This window comes from Psychrobacter faecalis, from assembly GCF_016107575.1.
In the GTDB taxonomy this organism is placed as follows: Bacteria; Pseudomonadota; Gammaproteobacteria; order Pseudomonadales; family Moraxellaceae; genus Psychrobacter; species Psychrobacter faecalis.
Window position 1 is genome coordinate 1 of sequence record NZ_JABAST010000052.1, and the last position, 17,563, is coordinate 17,563.

The following is a 17,563-nucleotide window of genomic DNA, read 5'->3' on the forward strand; positions in this document are numbered from 1 at the left end:
GATTAATATGCTTAGTTTACCAAGTTTACTTGTACGGTTTCTTCAGCATAGCTCAGTGACGATACTGCTGGAATAAAGCTTTCTCAATTTATAAAGACTATCTCAACCTCAAAATAACTATCGTTAACCAAGCACATATTTGGTTAGCATTGCCAAACAAACCAACACAATCATCGGACGAATAAGTTTACTGCCGCCTTTAACGACCATATGCGAGCCAAAATACGCGCCGATCGTCTGCCCAACCATCATGGCCAGTCCCACTTTCCACAGCACATTACCGCCCAAGATAAAGAAAATAAGCGAGCCGATATTGGTAGATAAGTTCAGCACTTTTGCTGCGCCCGTTGCTTCGATAATTTGGCGACCACGCAGCGCCACATTTCCTAAAGCAAAAAACATCCCCGTACCCGGTCCCATATAACCATCATAAAACCCTATCAAAGGCGCCACTACTTTTTGCCACGTGCCTTCTGAGATACGTGGTGCGGCTTCTACTTCACCCAGCCTTGGAGCAAATAAAGTATAAATACCAATCGCCGCAATCAAAAACGGAATCAGTTTTTCTAACAAATCAGGCGGCGACAACTGCACGGCAATCGTCCCAATAACCGAACCAAGAAAAGCGGCGATGATCGCAAATTTGATACTTTTAGGCTTGATGACACCTTTTTTAATCATGGTAATAGACGCCGCGAGCGCACCCGATGCCGCTTGCAACTTATTGGTGCCCAAGGTTAGCACAGGCGGTATATTGGCAAGCAGCATAGCAGGAATGGTCAATAAACCACCGCCGCCCGCGATAGCATCGATAAAACCTGCCAGCGCCGCAACAGCCGTCAGCATTAAAATAATCTCGATAGAGAGTGATATGTCCATGACACTAACCTTGAAAATTTGGGGTATAAAAAAACAAACGCAACGTTAAAATTTGTGTAAAGGCGCTCATTATAAAGATAAAACCGTAAAAAAAACCAAAAACCTAGCAAAGTCTGCTAGATTTGTTATATTCGCGGCTTTATCAGTACGCCTTTTGGTAGGCTTCGCCTGTTTAAAAAAACCGCATAAAACCGTTAACGTATTTAATTGTTTATATGAATAAGATTGTGAGAAACTAGAGCTATCGGTCTGCTGCGTCATTTTTAATGATAAGTGCAGCATGAATGATGAGGGTTTATGGCTCGGCGAAATGCACTTAAGGAAGCCAAAGCAGGAAAGTAAGCAAGCCAGAACAATTTAGAAATTTGAAGTTTTTGAATGATTTAGCACGTTTTATTGAGTCAATGAGGATAATATGGCAATACAAAGAATCAGAGCATTTTTCAACCTCGAAGCGTCAGGCGGCATTGTCTTAGCGCTGGCAGCTATCGCGGCAATGATTATTGCCAACACCCCTTTTAGTACTTGGTATGAATCTTTTATTCACGCGCCCGTTGCCATTCAAATCGGTGGCTTTGCGATTGCAAAAGACGCCCATCATTGGATCAACGATGGTCTGATGGCGGTGTTCTTTTTTTTAGTCGGTCTTGAGCTCAAGCGCGAAGTGCTCATCGGCGAGCTCTCCAACGTCAAACAAATTATCTTACCCGCTGGCGCAGCATTGGGCGGCATGATTATGCCTGCTATTGTCTACCTGATTTTTAACTATAATGAACCTGAGTTTTGGAAAGGTTGGGCAATTCCGGCGGCGACCGACATTGCTTTCGCCCTTGGTATTTTAAGCTTACTTGGCAATCGCGTGCCAAACTCGCTCAAGGTATTTTTGGTATCCATTGCTATTTTTGATGATATTGGCGCTATTTTAATCATCGCCTTATTTTATACCAGTGACTTATCGCTCGGCGCGCTCGCTGTCGCTGCTTTGTGTTTGCCGTTCTTATACCTACTCAATCGCCGCAATGTTACTAGCATCACGCCATACATACTAATCGGTGTCATTATGTGGATTGCCGTGCTCAAATCGGGCGTTCACGCGACCTTGGCTGGGGTGGTACTGGCATTATTCATTCCACTATTTGACCGTACGGATCCTGAACACTCGCCGCTAGAAGAGCTTGAGCACGATTTGCAAAACACCGTTTCTTACGGCATTCTGCCTTTATTTGCTTTTGCCAATGCCGGTATCTCGCTTAAGGGTGCAGGCTTTGCGGAATTATTTCACTCCGTGCCACTCGGTATTGCGGCCGGACTGTTTATCGGTAAACAAATGGGCGTGATGCTGATGTGCTGGTTAATTTTTAAACTGGGTATTTCTACTATGCCAAAGGGCATGACCTTTAAGCAAATCTACGGCGCAGCGTTACTTTGCGGCGTTGGCTTTACCATGAGTTTATTTATCGGTGGTCTTGCTTTCGGCGGCGCGACACCATTATTTGACGAGCGCTTAGGTATCATTATGGGTTCAATCGTGTCTGGTATCGCAGGTTACTTGATGCTAAAAGCCACCTTAAAAGAAGAGGTCAGCAATACCTCGGTGGACTTAACCCATCATTCTTAAGCACTCATTAAGCGTGAGCGACTTATGGCTATCATGCTAAATAAGTCGCTTAATGCGCTTAAAATGGGTGGATAAAAGCAGACGATATAGAGTAGCTAATAATATGGATCCCATCGATATCGCTAAAGAAAATGCCAAAGCAAATAGCGCCAGTGCTCGGCAAAAAGCTGACCCCAACCCGGCAATTCACGCTTACCAGCGCCACGGACGCACGACGGCAATTGATGACCATAGCGACCTGCAAGTCTTAAAGCGTATTAAGCGTTATTTATTGCCAAAAGATTTTGTCATCTCGCCAGAGTTATTGCAGGAAATGGTTGCCGGCTACGATATTGGCGATCCACTAGCCGATGCATTAGCCGCTGACGGTATTCGTTTTGCTAAACCCTTGAAGCAATTTATCTTAAGCGACAGTAGTAGTGGCGATAGTAATGGTGGCAGTGACAGTAACTTCGATGCTACCCTTTTAAGCAACCCTGCATTTAATACCTTAACCGAGCAATTTAGCAGCCATCCTGCTTGGTTTGACCCCAAGCTTGCACAAATCGGTGCGGTTGCTTACCGACGTTATCCATTGATGCTCATTTGGCTGTTGCGCAATGTCGCGCTAATGGCCGGCTATAGTATTCCTGCCCTCTCCCTGCCGCTTATTCAAACGGGCGCCTTAATGCACGACGCCCTACCGCGCTTGATGCGTACTTACGCCTATATTCTAGCCGTCTCTGAACACCCACAACTAAATTCTAGTTCTTATAATAATCGTCAACCAATTGAGCAGGTATTGGCGATTGGCTCAGAAGGCTGGCGGCAGTCTATCAAAGTGCGGCAAATTCACACGACGGTGCGGCAAAACTTGCTCAAAGGTAAAGGCAATGCTGCTAAAGGTGTCATACCCGATGCCGACCAACACCACAATGTAGATGGCAGCTGGAACACCGACTATTGGGGTATTCCTATCAATCAAACCGATATGATTGCTACCCATTTGCAGTTTTCATTATTGATTATGCGTGGGCTACGGCTGCTTGGCGCCCGTATCAGCAGCGAGGAAGCAGAAGGTATCTTACATCTCTGGAATCTTGCCAGCTATTGGATGGGCGTTGATTTACAGCGCTTACCAAAAGATGAAGCCGCTTGTTGGGAATGGCTTTATACCTATTTATCAATTCAGCAGCTTGATTTTAAAATGGGTCAGCCACTGGCAAAAGCCCTGCACGATTTACCGCGGCAGCTGATGGGCGAGGACAATCGCCGTGGGCGTTTCGTTGAGATGGTCAATGCCAGCGTGACTCGTACCTTGGTCGGCGATGATATCGGCGATGGGCTGGATTTGCCAAAATCGAAAATCCGTTTTGGCGTCTTATCTTCGGTGCCGATTCTTTTTGCGCTCGATACCGCACGCCAGCACAATCAAACGGTGGCGGGAAAATTAGAAGCCTTCCGTGCTAAACGCCAAGATAATATGAATTGGTGGTTAAAGAAAAACGACGATTATTATAAATAACTTGTGCTAATTACAGTTACTTTAAGAAGAATAATCACTCAGTATTAGATAAAACCAATAACGAATAATATTATGCAAATCTATAACCATAACCAGAGGGCATAAGTCGAATATTATTAGTAGTAAATAGAATATATCAAGCCATTATCAACCGCCTCTACAATAACTATAATAAATCCGCAAAAGACGCGCTTGGTTTGATTAGAAAATGGTTTTACTGTAAACAATTCAATAAATCACCGCAAGCGACTGACGTATTAATTACGCGTATCTTGAATGCGGTAATACCACTCAAGTTGCCGATCAAACCCCGTCTCTAGCAAGCTGGCGATGACGCGTCCTGTCAGACCCCATATTGTTTCGCCATCCACTTGCCAGCTTGGCGTGAGGATGGTCGCGGTCTGACCTTGCATCGTATACTCTATCGCATACTCAACGGTAGGCTGCGTCAGCAAGGTTTCAAAATCTGCCCAAAAGATACGCGAGATTTCATCAAGCTCCGGCACTAACAGTAAATCTGGCGCAATTAGCGCCACAATGGGACGCACACTCATGCCACTTTTAGAGGTTTGAATCGGTAACTGACCAAGTAGCTGGACTTTATTGGGTGGCAGCGCGGTCTCTTCGCAGGCTTCACGCAAGGCGGTGATGACATTATTACCATCGCTGGCGTCATGTTTACCGCCTACGCAAGAGACTTCGCCGGCATGACTGTTCATGTGAGCAGCGCGGCGCGTCAGTAGCAGCTTGGGATGGCGCTCATGAGTGATGGCAACCAATACCGAGGCATCAGCAATCGGTGTCTGATACAGACTCTCTAAAATGCGCTCGCTAAGAGAAGTATGAGAGTTGTGGTATAACGCAGGATTGGTGACCGCATTTAAGGTCTCATGCTGCACGCGTTCCGCCAACTTTCTAATAGTGGGATAACGAATAAAGTCTGGCACAGCGACGGAAAATTCATCGAAATGGACAGACTGCGGGGGGAGTAACATTATTATTGCCCTATGTTTTTATTAGTATCAAGCATCAATGCCGTTAAACATAAATAACCATTAAATAGCCATTAAATAACCATTAAATAAGATGCTGATTACGCAAGTAAGCACTTTAAGATTACATGTTTTTAGGAAATATTTGTGGATAAGATTTTTTCATTAAATAAAATGCAGGGCAAGACCGATGATTGCCCGCAAAGATTGCCATTAATTATCATTGCCCTTGCTTGGGTTGGCGGTACTTTCGCCACCGCCATACTGGCGCTACTGGGCAGCTGGCAAAACGTCGCTATGATTTTGGGCTCATTTGGTGCCAGCTGTTTGCTTATTTTTGCCTATCCAGAGAGTCCATTTGCCCAGCCTAGAAACATCGTTGGCGGGCATCTTATCACCACTTTTACGGGGCTATCGTTTTTGACCTTGTTTGGTATCGAGTGGTGGAGCTTGTCGCTGGCGGTCGGTACAGCGATTGCGCTGATGCTATTGCTGCGCGTACCGCATCCACCCGCCGGCTCTAATCCACTAATCGTCATGCTCGGCGGCGTCAACTGGCATTTTTTAGTCACCCCTACGCTAATCGGTGCGCTTGCCTTGGTTGCAGTGGCGCTGATTTATAACAATATCGGTCGCGGTCGCCATTATCCGCGTTATTGGTAAATCCATCCTTCAAGGTAAAAGGTAAAGCGATCATTTATTATTCAACATCAGTCTAGTCTAGACTAGTGTAATCTAAAAGCGGCTGCATATACTTTATGTGACTGGACTGATGCGCTATCGCAGCGCTGACAATGACGCTTAAAAAACCTTATTTCATAAACGTAAGCCTAGCTACCATCAGTTTAGCAAAAATGTGTGCTTTTTATTATCACGACCAGTGCGATGGAAATTTGTGTTATCTTAGGCTTCATAGCTATGATGCCAGCTGACAAGCGAACGTCATAACATAAGAATTATAATTCTTACAACACCGATAACCTTTTTTCCATCTTTCGTTTATCTTATATAAGGCAGTTGATATGTGCTATTGTCTACAATGCGGCCATGAAGCAGAACGCAAAATACCAGCCACCGATAATATGCCGCGTTTGGTATGCCCAAACTGCAATTATATTCACTACGAAAATCCAAAAGTGATTTGTGGCTCACTGGTCGTACATAAAAATAGAGTGCTATTATGCCGCCGTGCGATTGAGCCGCAATATGGCTTATGGACGTTGCCCGCAGGCTTTATGGAAAATGGCGAAACCATGGCAGAAGGCGCGGCGAGAGAAAGCTTTGAAGAGGCGGAAGCAGTGGTTACCAACCCGCATTTATATTGCTTATATGATATTCCTGATATCGGGCAAATCTATAGCATTTATATCACCGAGCTAAAAGACGGCGCTTACGGTATTGGCTCTGAAAGTCTGGACTGCGCGTTATTTGCTGAAGAAGACATTCCATGGGATAAGCTTGCCTTTGAAGCCGTGCGCCGTACCTTAAAAAGCTACTTTGCCGACCGCAAGGAGTTTGACGACCATACCGACTTCCCTATTCATCAAGATTTGATTGGCAAAGACCAAGCGATTAAGCGTTATTAATACAGCTTTTTAAAATACTTACCGGCAATAAAAACCGCCGCTTTCAATACAAACACTGAGAGCGGCGGTTTTTTTATACAGTCAATGATTTGCGATGACTGATTTTGCGCTAAATTAACAACTAGCTTTTAATTTTACAAACGTTAAAGCCTAACTCTTTTACGGCTTCTTCTTTATCATACGGCGCTAGTACCGCTCGCACGTGTTTTTGACCTTGCAGATATTGCTTAGCGACGCGCTGCAAGTCAGCAACCGTCACAGATAATATCGCCGCGCGCATTTTACGCTGCCAGTCGACGCCGCGATGATGCAGATTGGCAAAGCAGGCTTTTACCGCCTCGCCTGCTGGAGAGCCAGGTTTATCCATACCTGAGATAATACCCAAAATCGCTTCTTCTAATTGCTCATCGGTTTGCGGCTCATTCAATAACCATTCGATACTGGCATCAAAATGGGCAAAAGTTTCAGCACACTGTGGATCGCGATAGCTAAAGAACTTAAAGGCGCACGCGTTGGCATCGTAACCTGCGCCGCCGCCATAAGCACCGCCGCGCTCACGAATGGCGCTATGCAAGTAGCCATTTCGTAAATATGGCGCCAACACCATTAAGGCAGCAGTATCAGGATGGTCTGCGGCTGGCACAGAATAAGCACTGGCATTATGATAGACGTTGGTCGGCACTAGCCACGCCAAATCGTCAGCGGTAACCTCTTCTAGTTGAGCGCCATCATTCTTACCATTGAGCGCCGAGTCTAACTGTAAATCTGCAAACTCACTTGGAATGTTCGCTTCAATAGCCGTTTCAGTATGGCTTAATTTTTCCGCAATTTGTGGCGCTTTACTGTCTTTCCAGCTCTCAACAATCAAATTGCTTAAGCGTTCGGTTTGCTCGGCTTCACAAATAATGACGGCGTGTTTTGGCAAGCTTATTATACGCTGATGTAAATCCATCAAGCTAATGGCCAACTTATCCCACTGCGCATCATCAGTACTGGCATGGGTTAAGAAGTCTTTGAGCGCGTTTAGTGCTGGCAGCCCGCTACGCACATATTCTAACTGCGCTTGACGACTCATGCCGCGACTGGCGGTTTGCATAGCATACGAATGCCCAGAACCGGCAAGGTTTGATTGCCAACCAGCTGCGCGCTGCTGCAAAATCTCTTTAATACGGTCATGCTCGCTAAAGACGCTGTGCTCTATGACTTCTTTAAGCAAATCAATGGCTTCAGGCTTACGATTTAGCGCGCGTGTAGCGACGACGAAGTAGCTGCTAATCGCTTGACTGTCATCGATATTGGTGCGCTGACTGATACGCGCCGTCACCCCTGATGAATGCGCCGCTTGCTTGGCCTGCATTTCATGTGCGCTTAGCGAATCCGTGCCCAGTTCTGACAATAAACTCAGATAAATAGGTAACAATGGATGATTAATCACTTCATCAACCGGTAGCTCGCTGGTGTTCTGATGACCAATCGCATCGGTCAACGGTACAATTATTTGATAATAGTATAAACCATTGGTACCGGCCTCATATTCAAATAAGGTGCTGTCTTGCCCGCTTAAATTCACTTGTTTTTGCGTGCCTTGTTTAAAGCTGATATCGGTCGGGACATCTTCTAAGCCAACTTTTGGCAATAAGCTTAAATCATCAGGCGCAGCTTGGCGCGCTGCCAAATCTAACGCTTGTTGTTTTAAGATGGCTTTATCGTCAGCAGTCAAATCCATCGCAATAGTATCAAGACGGGTTTGCTCAGCGGCTGCCAGACGGGCGGTTTTTTCACTGTCAGGTGTCAACGTGACTCGGACACGGTGTTGATTGTCTAACAAGTGCTGCTTAATTAAATTGGGTAACCACTGTTCGTCCTTTACTTGCTCACGCAGCCACTGCAAATGCTCATCAACTTCCCAGACATCGATAGGGTTGCCATCATGAATCGCCGTGCTAAAGCCTTCTAGCATGAGATTTAGACCATACGGCATGCTATCGCCGCCGATATGGCGCTGATCAATCTCGATTTGGTGCAGAATCGTCTCAATGGTTTCATCATCAATCGGTTGGCTCGCGACCTCTTTAAGCAAATCAAGAATGCCCTGCTCTACCGCTTCGGCGTGTTCAGGGTTAGAACCGCGCAGACCGGTATAAAAGACCATTTCATAATGACTGTCATCCAAACCTAGTAGCGGACTTGGCGCTTTACCAAGTGGATGGCTGTCCAAATACGCACGCAATGGCGAACCAGCATGCTCAACCAACACACCTTCTAATAGACGCAGTGCCAAACGCTGCTTGGGATCGGTAATTGACGGCAATAACCACGCCACCACATGGTGAGTTTGGTCTGGACCGGCTTCATCAGCAGTATAAGTATCAACCGCGCTAATTGGTGCAGACAGACGTTTTTCTGGACGTGAAACGTGCTTTTTACCCGCTTCAAACTGAATCAAGGCATCGTCATGAATTTTCGCTTGCGTTTGGGCAACTGGAATATTACCAAAGCTCATGATTACGCTGTTTGACGGATGATAATGGCTCTGATGAAATTCAACCAGCTCATGATGGGTCAAATCAGGAATATCAGCAGGATCGCCGCCCGAATTATAATGATAGGTCGTCGTTGGGAACAAATGATGGGCGACCGTATGATATAACTGGTCAATCTCGCCGCTCATCGCGCCTTTCATCTCATTGAAAACAATACCTTTAAACTGCAGTTTATCATTTTCATCTAATTCTACGCGAATACCTTCTTGGGCAAAATCGAGTGGATGAATATTGGGGAAAAACGACGCATCAAGATAAACAGCCAGTAAGTTAAAGTAGTCATTTTTATTTTGGGTGGCATACGGATAGGCAGTCCAATCGGCGGCGGTCATGGCATTCATAAAGGTGTTTAATGAACGTTTAATCATCGAAAAGAACGGGTCGCGGACAGGGAACTTTTCAGAGCCACACAAAGCCACGTGCTCTAAAATATGCGCCTCACCTTTTGAGTCCATTGGCTGGGTACGAAAGCCGACCAAAAAGGCATTTTCATCGCTTGGATGCGCCAAATGGTAATGCATGGCGCCTGTCTTGACGTGCTGGCTTATCAATACGTCCATCGACAATGCATCGATATGACGGTGCTCAAGCAGCTCAAACGCTGGATGTAGGGTTAAATCAGCGGTAAATGGCGTGTCAGTCATAGTTGTCCTTATAGAGTAACCTGATAGCTTCTTCGTTAAGCGCTCATGTGGCCGTTAACTGATAAAGCATCTCAGGATAAACAATCAAAAATGGAAAGGTTTATATTTATAAAATTGATTGGTCTAAAATTAATAGCGTTGTAAAAGTTATAAAAATAGCAGTGTTATACAAAATATAGGTAATCTTTAAATAGAGTGGCAATTATCAGCTAAAAAGGATTTGCCTAACGAAACTAGATGGGGCTTAGGGCTTGATAAGTCAAGATAGCGCTAGGAGAAAAATAATAACGCTTCAACAATACATCATAAAGATAGTGTGGAATTAACAAAGCATACTTAACAGCAGTCAGTAGTAGTGCTATAGTTGAAATCATCTGTCAAAAGGAGCAGCTCATGAGTTACGAACATATTTTATTGGTCACCGACTTGATGTCCGACGCTGATGTGGTCGCCCAAAAGGCCAAACGTATCGTCGAGAATCGTCCGAACGCCAAATTATCGGTATTACATATTGTCAAAGATACCATGGTCGGCTTTGGCTATGAGCTGGTGCCTGCCTCAAGCTTATACGATGAAATCGATGATGAACGCTGCCAAGAAGCGCGCGCCAAACTGGCTCAGTTTTTGGAGCGTAATGACTTGCACGCGGTCAACTCTGAAGTAACAACCGCTATCTCTAACAGTGAAGGTATCGTCAATTATTGCCATAAGCATGACGTTGATTTATTGGTCATCGGTCGTCATGAGCGCCACGGTATCTCGGCTTGGCTAAGTGGCGCGACGGCAGATAATATCTTGCCAAACGTTCCATGCGACAGCTTAGTGGTGCGACTCGATAAACCCGTTAATAAATAAGCCTAAGAACAGACCAAGCATCGTTCCGAAGTTATTTAAAATTATTAAAAAATCTCATTAACAAAAGCGCACTGTATGACAGTGCGCTTTTTTATTATTCGTGAAAACAGTAAATTTTCTCACCAATAATTTTACACGTATTGCTAACGTGAATCCTCTCTTAAAATATCGATAAAGCTTTGCCAAATGGGGCTTTGATGACGCGCTTTGTGCCAAACTAGCCACCACGTGCGCGCTAAATCAATACCCGCTACTTTCACCTGCACCAACTTCCCTGCTGCTAGTTCTGCTTCAATGACATACTGCGATAAGCAGCCAAGACCGATATCGGCGCTGACCATATGCTTAATCGCTTCTGACTGCTGAATCGCCATGACAATCTCGGCATATGGCAGATGCTGCAATAACTGCTCATCGATGATTTGCCGCGTCCCCGAACCCGCCTCTCGTACCAGTAATGGCAGCCTTGCCAATTGTTCCGCGCTGAGCTCATAGCATTTTTCTTTCTCATTATAGGTCATGTCTGTCAACCATTTGCTATTAGATTTAGCAAATACCATCAAGGTATCGGTGCGCCAAGCGCGCTGCTCAATCACTTTCATATCTGTCGGGCGCGGCATACCTTCTACAAGCGCAATATCGATATTTAACTGCTCAACCTCGCCGACTACTTCTTGGGTATTAGCAATATACATATCGATATGGGCATCGGGTAGCGCTTCGTACAATTTGGCAAGCAGCGGTGGCAATACATAATTACCGATAGTCGTGCTAGCACCAATATGAATCTGCCCTGCTTGATGCTTATGATAATGCTCAAGGGTTAAAGCTTGTCCCAAAATCGCTTGTGCCTGTATATAAATAGGATGAGCATTTGGATGCTGATTAAGCCTGCGACCGACGCGCTCAAATAGCGGCATTTGCAACCGCGCCTCCAGCTCAGTGAGCGCACTGCTGACCGCTGACTGCGATAAATGCAGCTCTTCACTGGCACGGCTGGTACTGCCAGTTTGATAAATACTGACAAACACTGATAGCTGCTTAAGGGTAATCCTCGGTAGCAGCTGCATAACTTTTTTCATGATTGGATTACCTCTTGCACTGGCCTTTTGTCTTTAACTAATTAGGACACAACCTAGCCTACAACAACTTCTTAACCTAAAAAATCGATAGTTTATATCTTATTAATCTGTTTTTATTATAAATCGGTTTGTCTTATACTGTCTATTCATAAGCTTATGCTTATTTCGATTATAGATAATAAAGAATAGGATGCGTACGAAATGAACGCAATAGCACAAACCATGAATAATTACTTCCCGCATAACCGTCATGCGATGGGACTTATCGTCGTGCTGATTGGGAGCTTGTTTTGTTTGTGGTTAAATATCAGCCTAGACACATGGTCAAATGGACACATTGTTGGTCTGTCATCGTTGACGCTAGCAATTTTACTTGGCATGGTACTTGGCAATACGGTTTATCCAAATTTTTCTGATCAATTAAGCGCGGGTGTTAGTTTTGCTAAAGGTCAAATTTTACGCCTTGCCATTATATTTTATGGTTTTAAACTGACTTTAACCCAAGTCGCAAGCGTTGGTATGCCAGCCGTAATGACGGATGCACTGATACTGACCTCGACATTTTTAATCACTTATTGGCTCGGTACAAAGTGGCTTAAAGTCGATAAGCAAACGACGCTATTGATCGGCTCAGGGGCCAGTATTTGTGGCGCTGCAGCGGTAATTGCCGCAGAACCTGTGGTCAAAGCCGAAGCGCATAAAGTCACCATTGCCGTTGCCACCGTGGTGGTCTTTGGCACGATTGCTATGCTGCTCTATCCATTTTTATATCAACTTGGCTGGTTACAACCTTGGCTAAACGCTCAGCAATACGGCATTTATACTGGTTCAACCATTCATGAAGTGGCGCAAGTGGTGGTCGCAGGTAACGCCGTTAGCACCGAGGTTGGCAATACAGCGGTCGTGACCAAGATGATTCGCGTTATGATGCTCGCCCCTTTCTTATTAATATTGTCTTTTGCCTTAACCAAAACCAGTAGCGATAATGGCGAAAAACCATCATTTATCAATCGCGTGCAACAAGTGAAAGTTCCTTGGTTTGCCTTTATCTTTATTTTGGTGGTGGTATTGCATACGTGGATACCGATGACGGCAAGCTTTGAACACAGTATGGTCATGCTTGATGATGTGTTATTGACGATGGCAATGTTTGCCCTTGGTTTGACCACGCATATGAGTGCCATTAAACAAGCTGGCGTCAAACCATTGATACTCGGTGCCATTATGTTTACTTGGTTAATTATCGGTGGCGGCTTGATCAATATTGGCATCGCTTCACTATAAAAAAGCTATTAACGCACCAATAAAACTAACAATGCCGACGATTATTCCTATAATCGTCGGCATTGTTGTCCTAAGACTTTATTCAACACTTTACTATTTATTTATCAAAAGCAATAAACATAAATAATAGGCGAAAAAAAACGAACCCTAAGGCTCGTTTTTTTATTCATCTTGCTCTAGTTGTCTATAAAGACGAATTAGATAGCAACGATGTTATGTGCTTGTGGGCCTTTTTGGCCTTGAGTTACAGTGAACTCAACTTCTTGGCCTTCAGCCAAAGTTTTAAAACCTGAACCAGTGATTTCGCTGTAATGAGCAAAAACGTCTGCGCCATTTTCTGGAGCGATGAAACCAAAGCCTTTAGCTTCGTTGAACCACTTAACTGTACCTTTTTGAACGTCTGACATAGTCATAACCCTGATATTTAATTTATTTTTGGCCTAATTGGCCGATAACGCTTGCAAATAGCTACTGAACGATAAATATTAAAACGAAGGATTATAACTAATACTACGAGGTAATGATTTGGTGCAGAACTGCTCTTAAGCTTGGAAGTATTATAGGTGGCCTAGCGCAGTATCGCAAGCCTTATCTTATCTTTAGTGTAACAAAGCGCAATTATTGGCTATTTTTTGCACTTATTTGCTTTATTTTTAGATACTTAACAAAAATTTTAAGCATTTAACCGCTAAGTATAGGCATTTGGCAAACGAAATAAATATATAGCGACGCTACTACATACCGCTGCAACTAGCCACGCTACCCATAGCGTATCGGCTGGCAAGCGATAAAATAACATCGCCGTCGATATAGACATCATAATCGTGGCTAACCACTTGGCATATAGCGGAACAGCGCGGCGCTCTTCCCAATCGCGAACAAACTTACCAAAATACTTGTGATTAATCAGCCAAAAATGAAAGCGTCGTGAGCTTCGTGCCCAGCAACCTGCTGCTAATAAGATAAAAGGCGCGGTCGGCATCACGGGTAATAATGCGCCAATAATTCCCAAGACAAAAAATATCCAACCAAATATCAAAAATGCCCAACGCACCGCTGGGCTATTGTGTTGATTGGTCTTTGGGCGGTAGTAGAAGTGCTTTTTTTGGCTCATAAAGGATGTCGTTGGATAGTGGATATCGTTGGATAGTGTCAGATAATCAGGTTTTGGCCGGCAAATTTATGACAAAGACGGCGGCTTATAGAACTCACTAAGGATGCCGTATGAGGAGATATGCTACAAGACTATTTTTATGAGGGTTTTGCTATCAATCGGTATGTTTGGTTAGTGATTGGGTAAGTACCAATTACAGATAGTGCGCTCTTCTATTAACACGTCGATTGAAAGCGCCTATAAGATTGAAAGCGCTTATAAAAAGCCGTCACAAATGAGAACTGTTATAAAGGACGGTTAACGAGCGTCAGTCATCACCTTTCATTGTCATTCCTGATACGCTTGCATCACCGCTTACAAGTCGTCTATGATAATGCAGTAGCTATCGATAATAGTCATTAGCAGTACGGATTCATGAGCAGTACTGATCAAAAATAATGCAGCACCACTCAATCTTGTCGGGGTGCTTTGCTTTTAACCTTGTAACGATTGTTAAAACCATCGCTGAGAGACACCCGTGAACCTGAAGCAGTTAGCACTGACGTAGGAAACAAGCATGACAGACCCTAAGCAGTCTATGAATAAGAGAAACCTCTACCTGACGCGCTGATCTGATAGCGCCTTACATGTTGAGATTTTGCCTTTCTTGTTTTACCTTTTTTGTTTTATTTAAACAGCATCAGTCTGATTGTTTTCTATCATTAAAAAGGAAACAACCATGCAGTCAACCACCAAACTGACCCTCACCCTCGAATGGTTTTTGAACCCTGATCACCTGCCCTTTATCGCGGGTGTGACCACAGGCGCGTATGAGCAAGCAGGGCTAGATATCACCATCATTGAGCCTGATGACCACTATGATGGCTTTGCTGAATTGCAAAATCAAAGCATCGATCTGCATGTGAATGAGCCAATTCATCTGTTTGAGCATTACGCGCCTAATCTGCGTGCGCTTGGCTGTTTTTTTGAGACCGATGGCGGCATATTGATGCAGCAATCCAGCATGGATAAGCTCAAGAACAATCAACCGATTCGCGTTTGTACCCCAGCGGCTGAAGAAAAAACCAATCGCATTGGCTTTGAGATATTAGCCCGCTATGCCAAGAAAAACGGCTTTAGTATCAGCCGTGATAATGTGACCTTTGTACAAAAAGACTTCTACCATATAAAAAACCTGCAAGAAGACCTAAGTCTCGATGGTGCATGGCTGTGCTTTTATAACTTTGAAGGGGTTGAGGCGACTCATGAAGGTTTAGACTTTACGTTTATCGATCAGCATCTGTCCCCTTATCCGAATTTTTCGGCGTTAGAAATCCTCACGACTGATGAGACTTATAGCGCGAAAAAAGACGCGATAGATACCTTTATCCAAGTGACCAATCAAATGACAGAACACTGTAAAAGTGAGCCTAAGTCTGCGCGCCGCATGTATTATGACTATAGTCAAACCGACGCAGATGCCTTGATGGATGCGATTATCGATAATACGCTAGGTAGATTGATCACGCCTATCAAGCCTGATGCGAGTAAGTGGCAAGAGCTGCGCGAGATGCTGGCCGAGATCGATATTGTGACGTTGACTGATGAGCAATATCAATCGCTGTGGGCGCTGTAGGCTTTAAAATAGTTTGAGTAATAAAAAACCGCCATCGTGGTTGCTGTGGCGGTTTTTTTGAGTGAAGCTGAGTTAGTGCAAAACAGCTGATATCGGGCTTTGACGGGTGAACTTAAGCGTTATTGGTACGGTATCGTCAATAGCAAGATTGCTTAAAGGCGCGCGTTGTCCAACGGTGAGATGGTTCATGGTGTTCCTTAACGTTGAGTATGTCGTTTAACTGCTACGATTATCTGCCAAGTTAATATAGCGAATAATACATAAAAAATTAAACTAATAAATTCAAACCCCCTTCTTTCTTGTATAAACCTAGAAAAAGGTAAAAAACTTTTAGCACCATCATTTAGATACTTGGCTATAGTGTGAATAGGTTCAGGAAGAATATATATATTACTCTGGTACCATGCTACATAGAATTCATAAGAACCTACGTAAAAGCATAAAGATAATACTAATAATAAAAATGGCCTTATATAGCTTCTTCCAAAGCTAGAGGTTATATAATTAGTAAAAAAAACTATTTTTTCTGAATAATTACCATCTGAAGCTATTAGTTCCTTGCTGTATGCGTTCATTTCTTCAACAAAAAATCTATTCGCTTCCAGTTGGTTGCCAACATCGTCGAAAGACTTTTTAATAATTCTAAATGTTTCTCGATTAGTATTTTTTGGGCTGATTATAGTTTTTAAAAAATTGGGCTGTTCTTTTAAATTAGAATTTTCAAAATCCAGACCTGATAGGAACTTAGTGTTTCTAAAGTTAGAGAAACTCATAAAAGTGGTATATATAAATTTAGCCTGATATTCTTCTGTGTTTTTATCAACTGCTCCAAACTTGACTCCTTCAAATCCAGCAAAGCCATTAAAAATACTTTTATAGAAATAAGACTTCTCAAACTCACTTTCAAATGAGTCAAATACTTTTTCTACATTAGAGTTTCTAAACTCCAAAATATTAATTACACTATTTTTTATTTCAAATTTAGATTCAAATTCAGTATCTTCGATACAAAGCTTATTTATTTTCATTAAATTTAACTTCAAACTAGACTTAAAAACACTTGATAAAATTGTCAAGTTCGAAATTCTACTTTTTGCATCTTCTTCACAATCGAATATATCTGCACTAATACTCATGTCGCAGATAGTTAAATTACTATTAAATACACAGCCTGAAAATAAAGTATTTTCGACAGAGTCATTATCATCAGTTGGGATGACTCGTGTCCACCCATCAAAAGTGCATTCAGAGAATAATGAGTCAATATCATTATCTAACAGTGTGAGCCTTTCCTAAAAACTGTGTAACTGCTTATAATCCACTAACAGGAGAATAAGCAATGACTACTCAATCTGACCTTAAAAAACTGGCCGAGCAAATGGCTGGTAGCATGAACAGCTTTGATGACATCAAAGACTTTCAAAAGCAGCTCATGCAATCTTTTATCGACACTGCCTTAGAAGCTGAGATGGAAGACCATCTTGGATACCCCAAGCATGAAAAAGCAGACACGCCTAATAAGCGCAACGGTCATACTAAAAAGACCGTCCGTAGCGACACAGGCGACCTTGAGATCTCCACTCCAAGAGACCGCGGTGGCAGCTTTGAACCTACACTAGTGCGCAAGCATCAAACCCGTATTAGTGGCCTTGATGATAAAATCATATTCCTTTACGCCAAAGGTCAAACCACCACTGAGATTGTAGAGAGTATCAAAGAGCTTTACGACGTCGATATCTCAAGCTCTCTTGTCTCAAGAGTCACTGACAACATCATAGACGACATCACCGCATGGCAGAACCGGCCGTTAAGCAGTGTTTATCCTATTGTCTATTTAGACTGCATCG

At 43.5% G+C, this 17,563-nt stretch carries 15 protein-coding genes; 8 read left to right on the top strand and 7 right to left on the bottom strand.

Annotation, left to right across the window (positions count from 1 at the left end; genetic code table 11):
• Positions 1-123: 123 nt before the first annotated feature.
• Positions 124-879 carry a TSUP family transporter gene (locus JFC07_RS12085; protein WP_102077734.1) on the bottom strand — a complete coding sequence of 252 codons (756 nt, stop codon included), beginning with the start codon at positions 877-879 and terminating at the stop codon, positions 124-126.
• A 415-nt stretch (positions 880-1,294) separates the two neighbouring features.
• Between JFC07_RS12085 and nhaA the strand changes: the two genes are divergently transcribed.
• Both nhaA and JFC07_RS12095 read left to right on the top strand, forming a co-directional pair.
• Complete coding sequence (gene nhaA, locus JFC07_RS12090) at positions 1,295-2,497, top strand: Na+/H+ antiporter NhaA (RefSeq protein ID WP_193032119.1); 1,203 nt, start codon at positions 1,295-1,297, stop codon at positions 2,495-2,497.
• Positions 2,498-2,600: 103 nt separating this feature from the next.
• Positions 2,601-4,001 carry an oxygenase MpaB family protein gene (locus JFC07_RS12095; protein WP_193032117.1) on the top strand — a complete coding sequence of 467 codons (1,401 nt, stop codon included), beginning with the start codon at positions 2,601-2,603 and terminating at the stop codon, positions 3,999-4,001.
• Between the two features lie 257 nt (positions 4,002-4,258).
• On the opposite strand, the gene JFC07_RS12100 is transcribed toward JFC07_RS12095, so the two are convergent.
• A complete protein-coding gene (locus tag JFC07_RS12100; RefSeq protein WP_193032115.1) occupies positions 4,259-4,996 on the bottom strand; it encodes an NUDIX hydrolase in 738 nt (245 codons plus the stop codon).
• 144 nt (positions 4,997-5,140) lie between these two features.
• On the opposite strand from JFC07_RS12100, the gene JFC07_RS12105 reads away from it, so the two are divergent.
• Both JFC07_RS12105 and JFC07_RS12110 read left to right on the top strand, forming a co-directional pair.
• Entirely contained in the window at positions 5,141-5,656 is a 516-nt protein-coding gene (locus JFC07_RS12105; RefSeq protein WP_227514902.1) for an HPP family protein, read from the top strand.
• A gap of 359 nt (positions 5,657-6,015) precedes the next feature.
• Positions 6,016-6,579, top strand: a complete 564-nt coding sequence (locus JFC07_RS12110) for an NUDIX hydrolase (RefSeq protein WP_193032113.1) — start codon at positions 6,016-6,018, stop codon at positions 6,577-6,579.
• Between the two features lie 121 nt (positions 6,580-6,700).
• On the opposite strand, the gene JFC07_RS12115 is transcribed toward JFC07_RS12110, so the two are convergent.
• Complete coding sequence (locus JFC07_RS12115; protein ID WP_198329128.1) at positions 6,701-9,766, bottom strand: insulinase family protein; 3,066 nt, start codon at positions 9,764-9,766, stop codon at positions 6,701-6,703.
• A gap of 393 nt (positions 9,767-10,159) precedes the next feature.
• On the opposite strand from JFC07_RS12115, the gene JFC07_RS12120 reads away from it, so the two are divergent.
• Complete coding sequence (locus JFC07_RS12120) at positions 10,160-10,621, top strand: universal stress protein (protein ID WP_068403584.1); 462 nt, start codon at positions 10,160-10,162, stop codon at positions 10,619-10,621.
• A 143-nt stretch (positions 10,622-10,764) separates the two neighbouring features.
• Here the strand turns inward: JFC07_RS12120 and JFC07_RS12125 are convergent, their stop codons facing one another.
• A complete protein-coding gene (locus JFC07_RS12125; protein WP_198329129.1) occupies positions 10,765-11,703 on the bottom strand; it encodes a LysR substrate-binding domain-containing protein in 939 nt (312 codons plus the stop codon).
• Between the two features lie 201 nt (positions 11,704-11,904).
• Between JFC07_RS12125 and JFC07_RS12130 the strand changes: the two genes are divergently transcribed.
• The gene (locus tag JFC07_RS12130) at positions 11,905-12,987 is read left to right on the top strand and encodes a YeiH family protein (protein ID WP_198329130.1); all 1,083 of its coding nucleotides are present in this window, start codon (positions 11,905-11,907) and stop codon (positions 12,985-12,987) included.
• A 197-nt stretch (positions 12,988-13,184) separates the two neighbouring features.
• Here JFC07_RS12130 and cspE read toward each other — a convergent pair whose 3' ends face one another.
• Both cspE and JFC07_RS12140 read right to left on the bottom strand, forming a co-directional pair.
• Entirely contained in the window at positions 13,185-13,394 is a 210-nt protein-coding gene (gene cspE, locus JFC07_RS12135) for a transcription antiterminator/RNA stability regulator CspE (RefSeq protein ID WP_068403593.1), read from the bottom strand.
• A 281-nt stretch (positions 13,395-13,675) separates the two neighbouring features.
• Complete coding sequence (locus JFC07_RS12140) at positions 13,676-14,101, bottom strand: YbaN family protein (RefSeq protein WP_191690282.1); 426 nt, start codon at positions 14,099-14,101, stop codon at positions 13,676-13,678.
• Between the two features lie 718 nt (positions 14,102-14,819).
• Here JFC07_RS12140 and JFC07_RS12145 point away from each other — a divergent pair.
• Entirely contained in the window at positions 14,820-15,716 is an 897-nt protein-coding gene (locus tag JFC07_RS12145) for an ABC transporter substrate-binding protein (RefSeq protein WP_198329131.1), read from the top strand.
• A gap of 197 nt (positions 15,717-15,913) precedes the next feature.
• Here the strand turns inward: JFC07_RS12145 and JFC07_RS12150 are convergent, their stop codons facing one another.
• Positions 15,914-16,852 carry a hypothetical protein gene (locus JFC07_RS12150; RefSeq protein ID WP_198329132.1) on the bottom strand — a complete coding sequence of 313 codons (939 nt, stop codon included), beginning with the start codon at positions 16,850-16,852 and terminating at the stop codon, positions 15,914-15,916.
• A gap of 203 nt (positions 16,853-17,055) precedes the next feature.
• Between JFC07_RS12150 and JFC07_RS12155 the strand changes: the two genes are divergently transcribed.
• Positions 17,056-17,563: transposase (locus JFC07_RS12155; RefSeq protein WP_198329133.1), on the top strand; the 508-nt coding region annotated here is incomplete at its 3' end.

Excerpts from the sequence above, each read along its gene's own strand:
- JFC07_RS12095 (WP_193032117.1), top strand. The coding sequence starts at position 2,601 with ATGGATCCCATCGATATCGCTAAAGAAAATGCCAAAGCAAATAGCGCC.
- JFC07_RS12145 (WP_198329131.1), top strand. The coding sequence starts at position 14,820 with ATGCAGTCAACCACCAAACTGACCCTCACCCTCGAATGGTTTTTGAAC.
- JFC07_RS12100 (WP_193032115.1), bottom strand. The coding sequence starts at position 4,996 with ATGTTACTCCCCCCGCAGTCTGTCCATTTCGATGAATTTTCCGTCGCT.
- JFC07_RS12130 (WP_198329130.1), top strand. The coding sequence starts at position 11,905 with ATGAACGCAATAGCACAAACCATGAATAATTACTTCCCGCATAACCGT.
- cspE (WP_068403593.1), bottom strand. The coding sequence starts at position 13,394 with ATGTCAGACGTTCAAAAAGGTACAGTTAAGTGGTTCAACGAAGCTAAA.
- JFC07_RS12110 (WP_193032113.1), top strand. The coding sequence starts at position 6,016 with ATGTGCTATTGTCTACAATGCGGCCATGAAGCAGAACGCAAAATACCA.
- JFC07_RS12140 (WP_191690282.1), bottom strand. The coding sequence starts at position 14,101 with ATGAGCCAAAAAAAGCACTTCTACTACCGCCCAAAGACCAATCAACAC.
- JFC07_RS12085 (WP_102077734.1), bottom strand. The coding sequence starts at position 879 with ATGGACATATCACTCTCTATCGAGATTATTTTAATGCTGACGGCTGTT.
- JFC07_RS12120 (WP_068403584.1), top strand. The coding sequence starts at position 10,160 with ATGAGTTACGAACATATTTTATTGGTCACCGACTTGATGTCCGACGCT.
- nhaA (WP_193032119.1), top strand. The coding sequence starts at position 1,295 with ATGGCAATACAAAGAATCAGAGCATTTTTCAACCTCGAAGCGTCAGGC.
- JFC07_RS12150 (WP_198329132.1), bottom strand. The coding sequence starts at position 16,852 with ATGAGTATTAGTGCAGATATATTCGATTGTGAAGAAGATGCAAAAAGT.
- JFC07_RS12125 (WP_198329129.1), bottom strand. The coding sequence starts at position 11,703 with ATGAAAAAAGTTATGCAGCTGCTACCGAGGATTACCCTTAAGCAGCTA.
- JFC07_RS12115 (WP_198329128.1), bottom strand. The coding sequence starts at position 9,766 with ATGACTGACACGCCATTTACCGCTGATTTAACCCTACATCCAGCGTTT.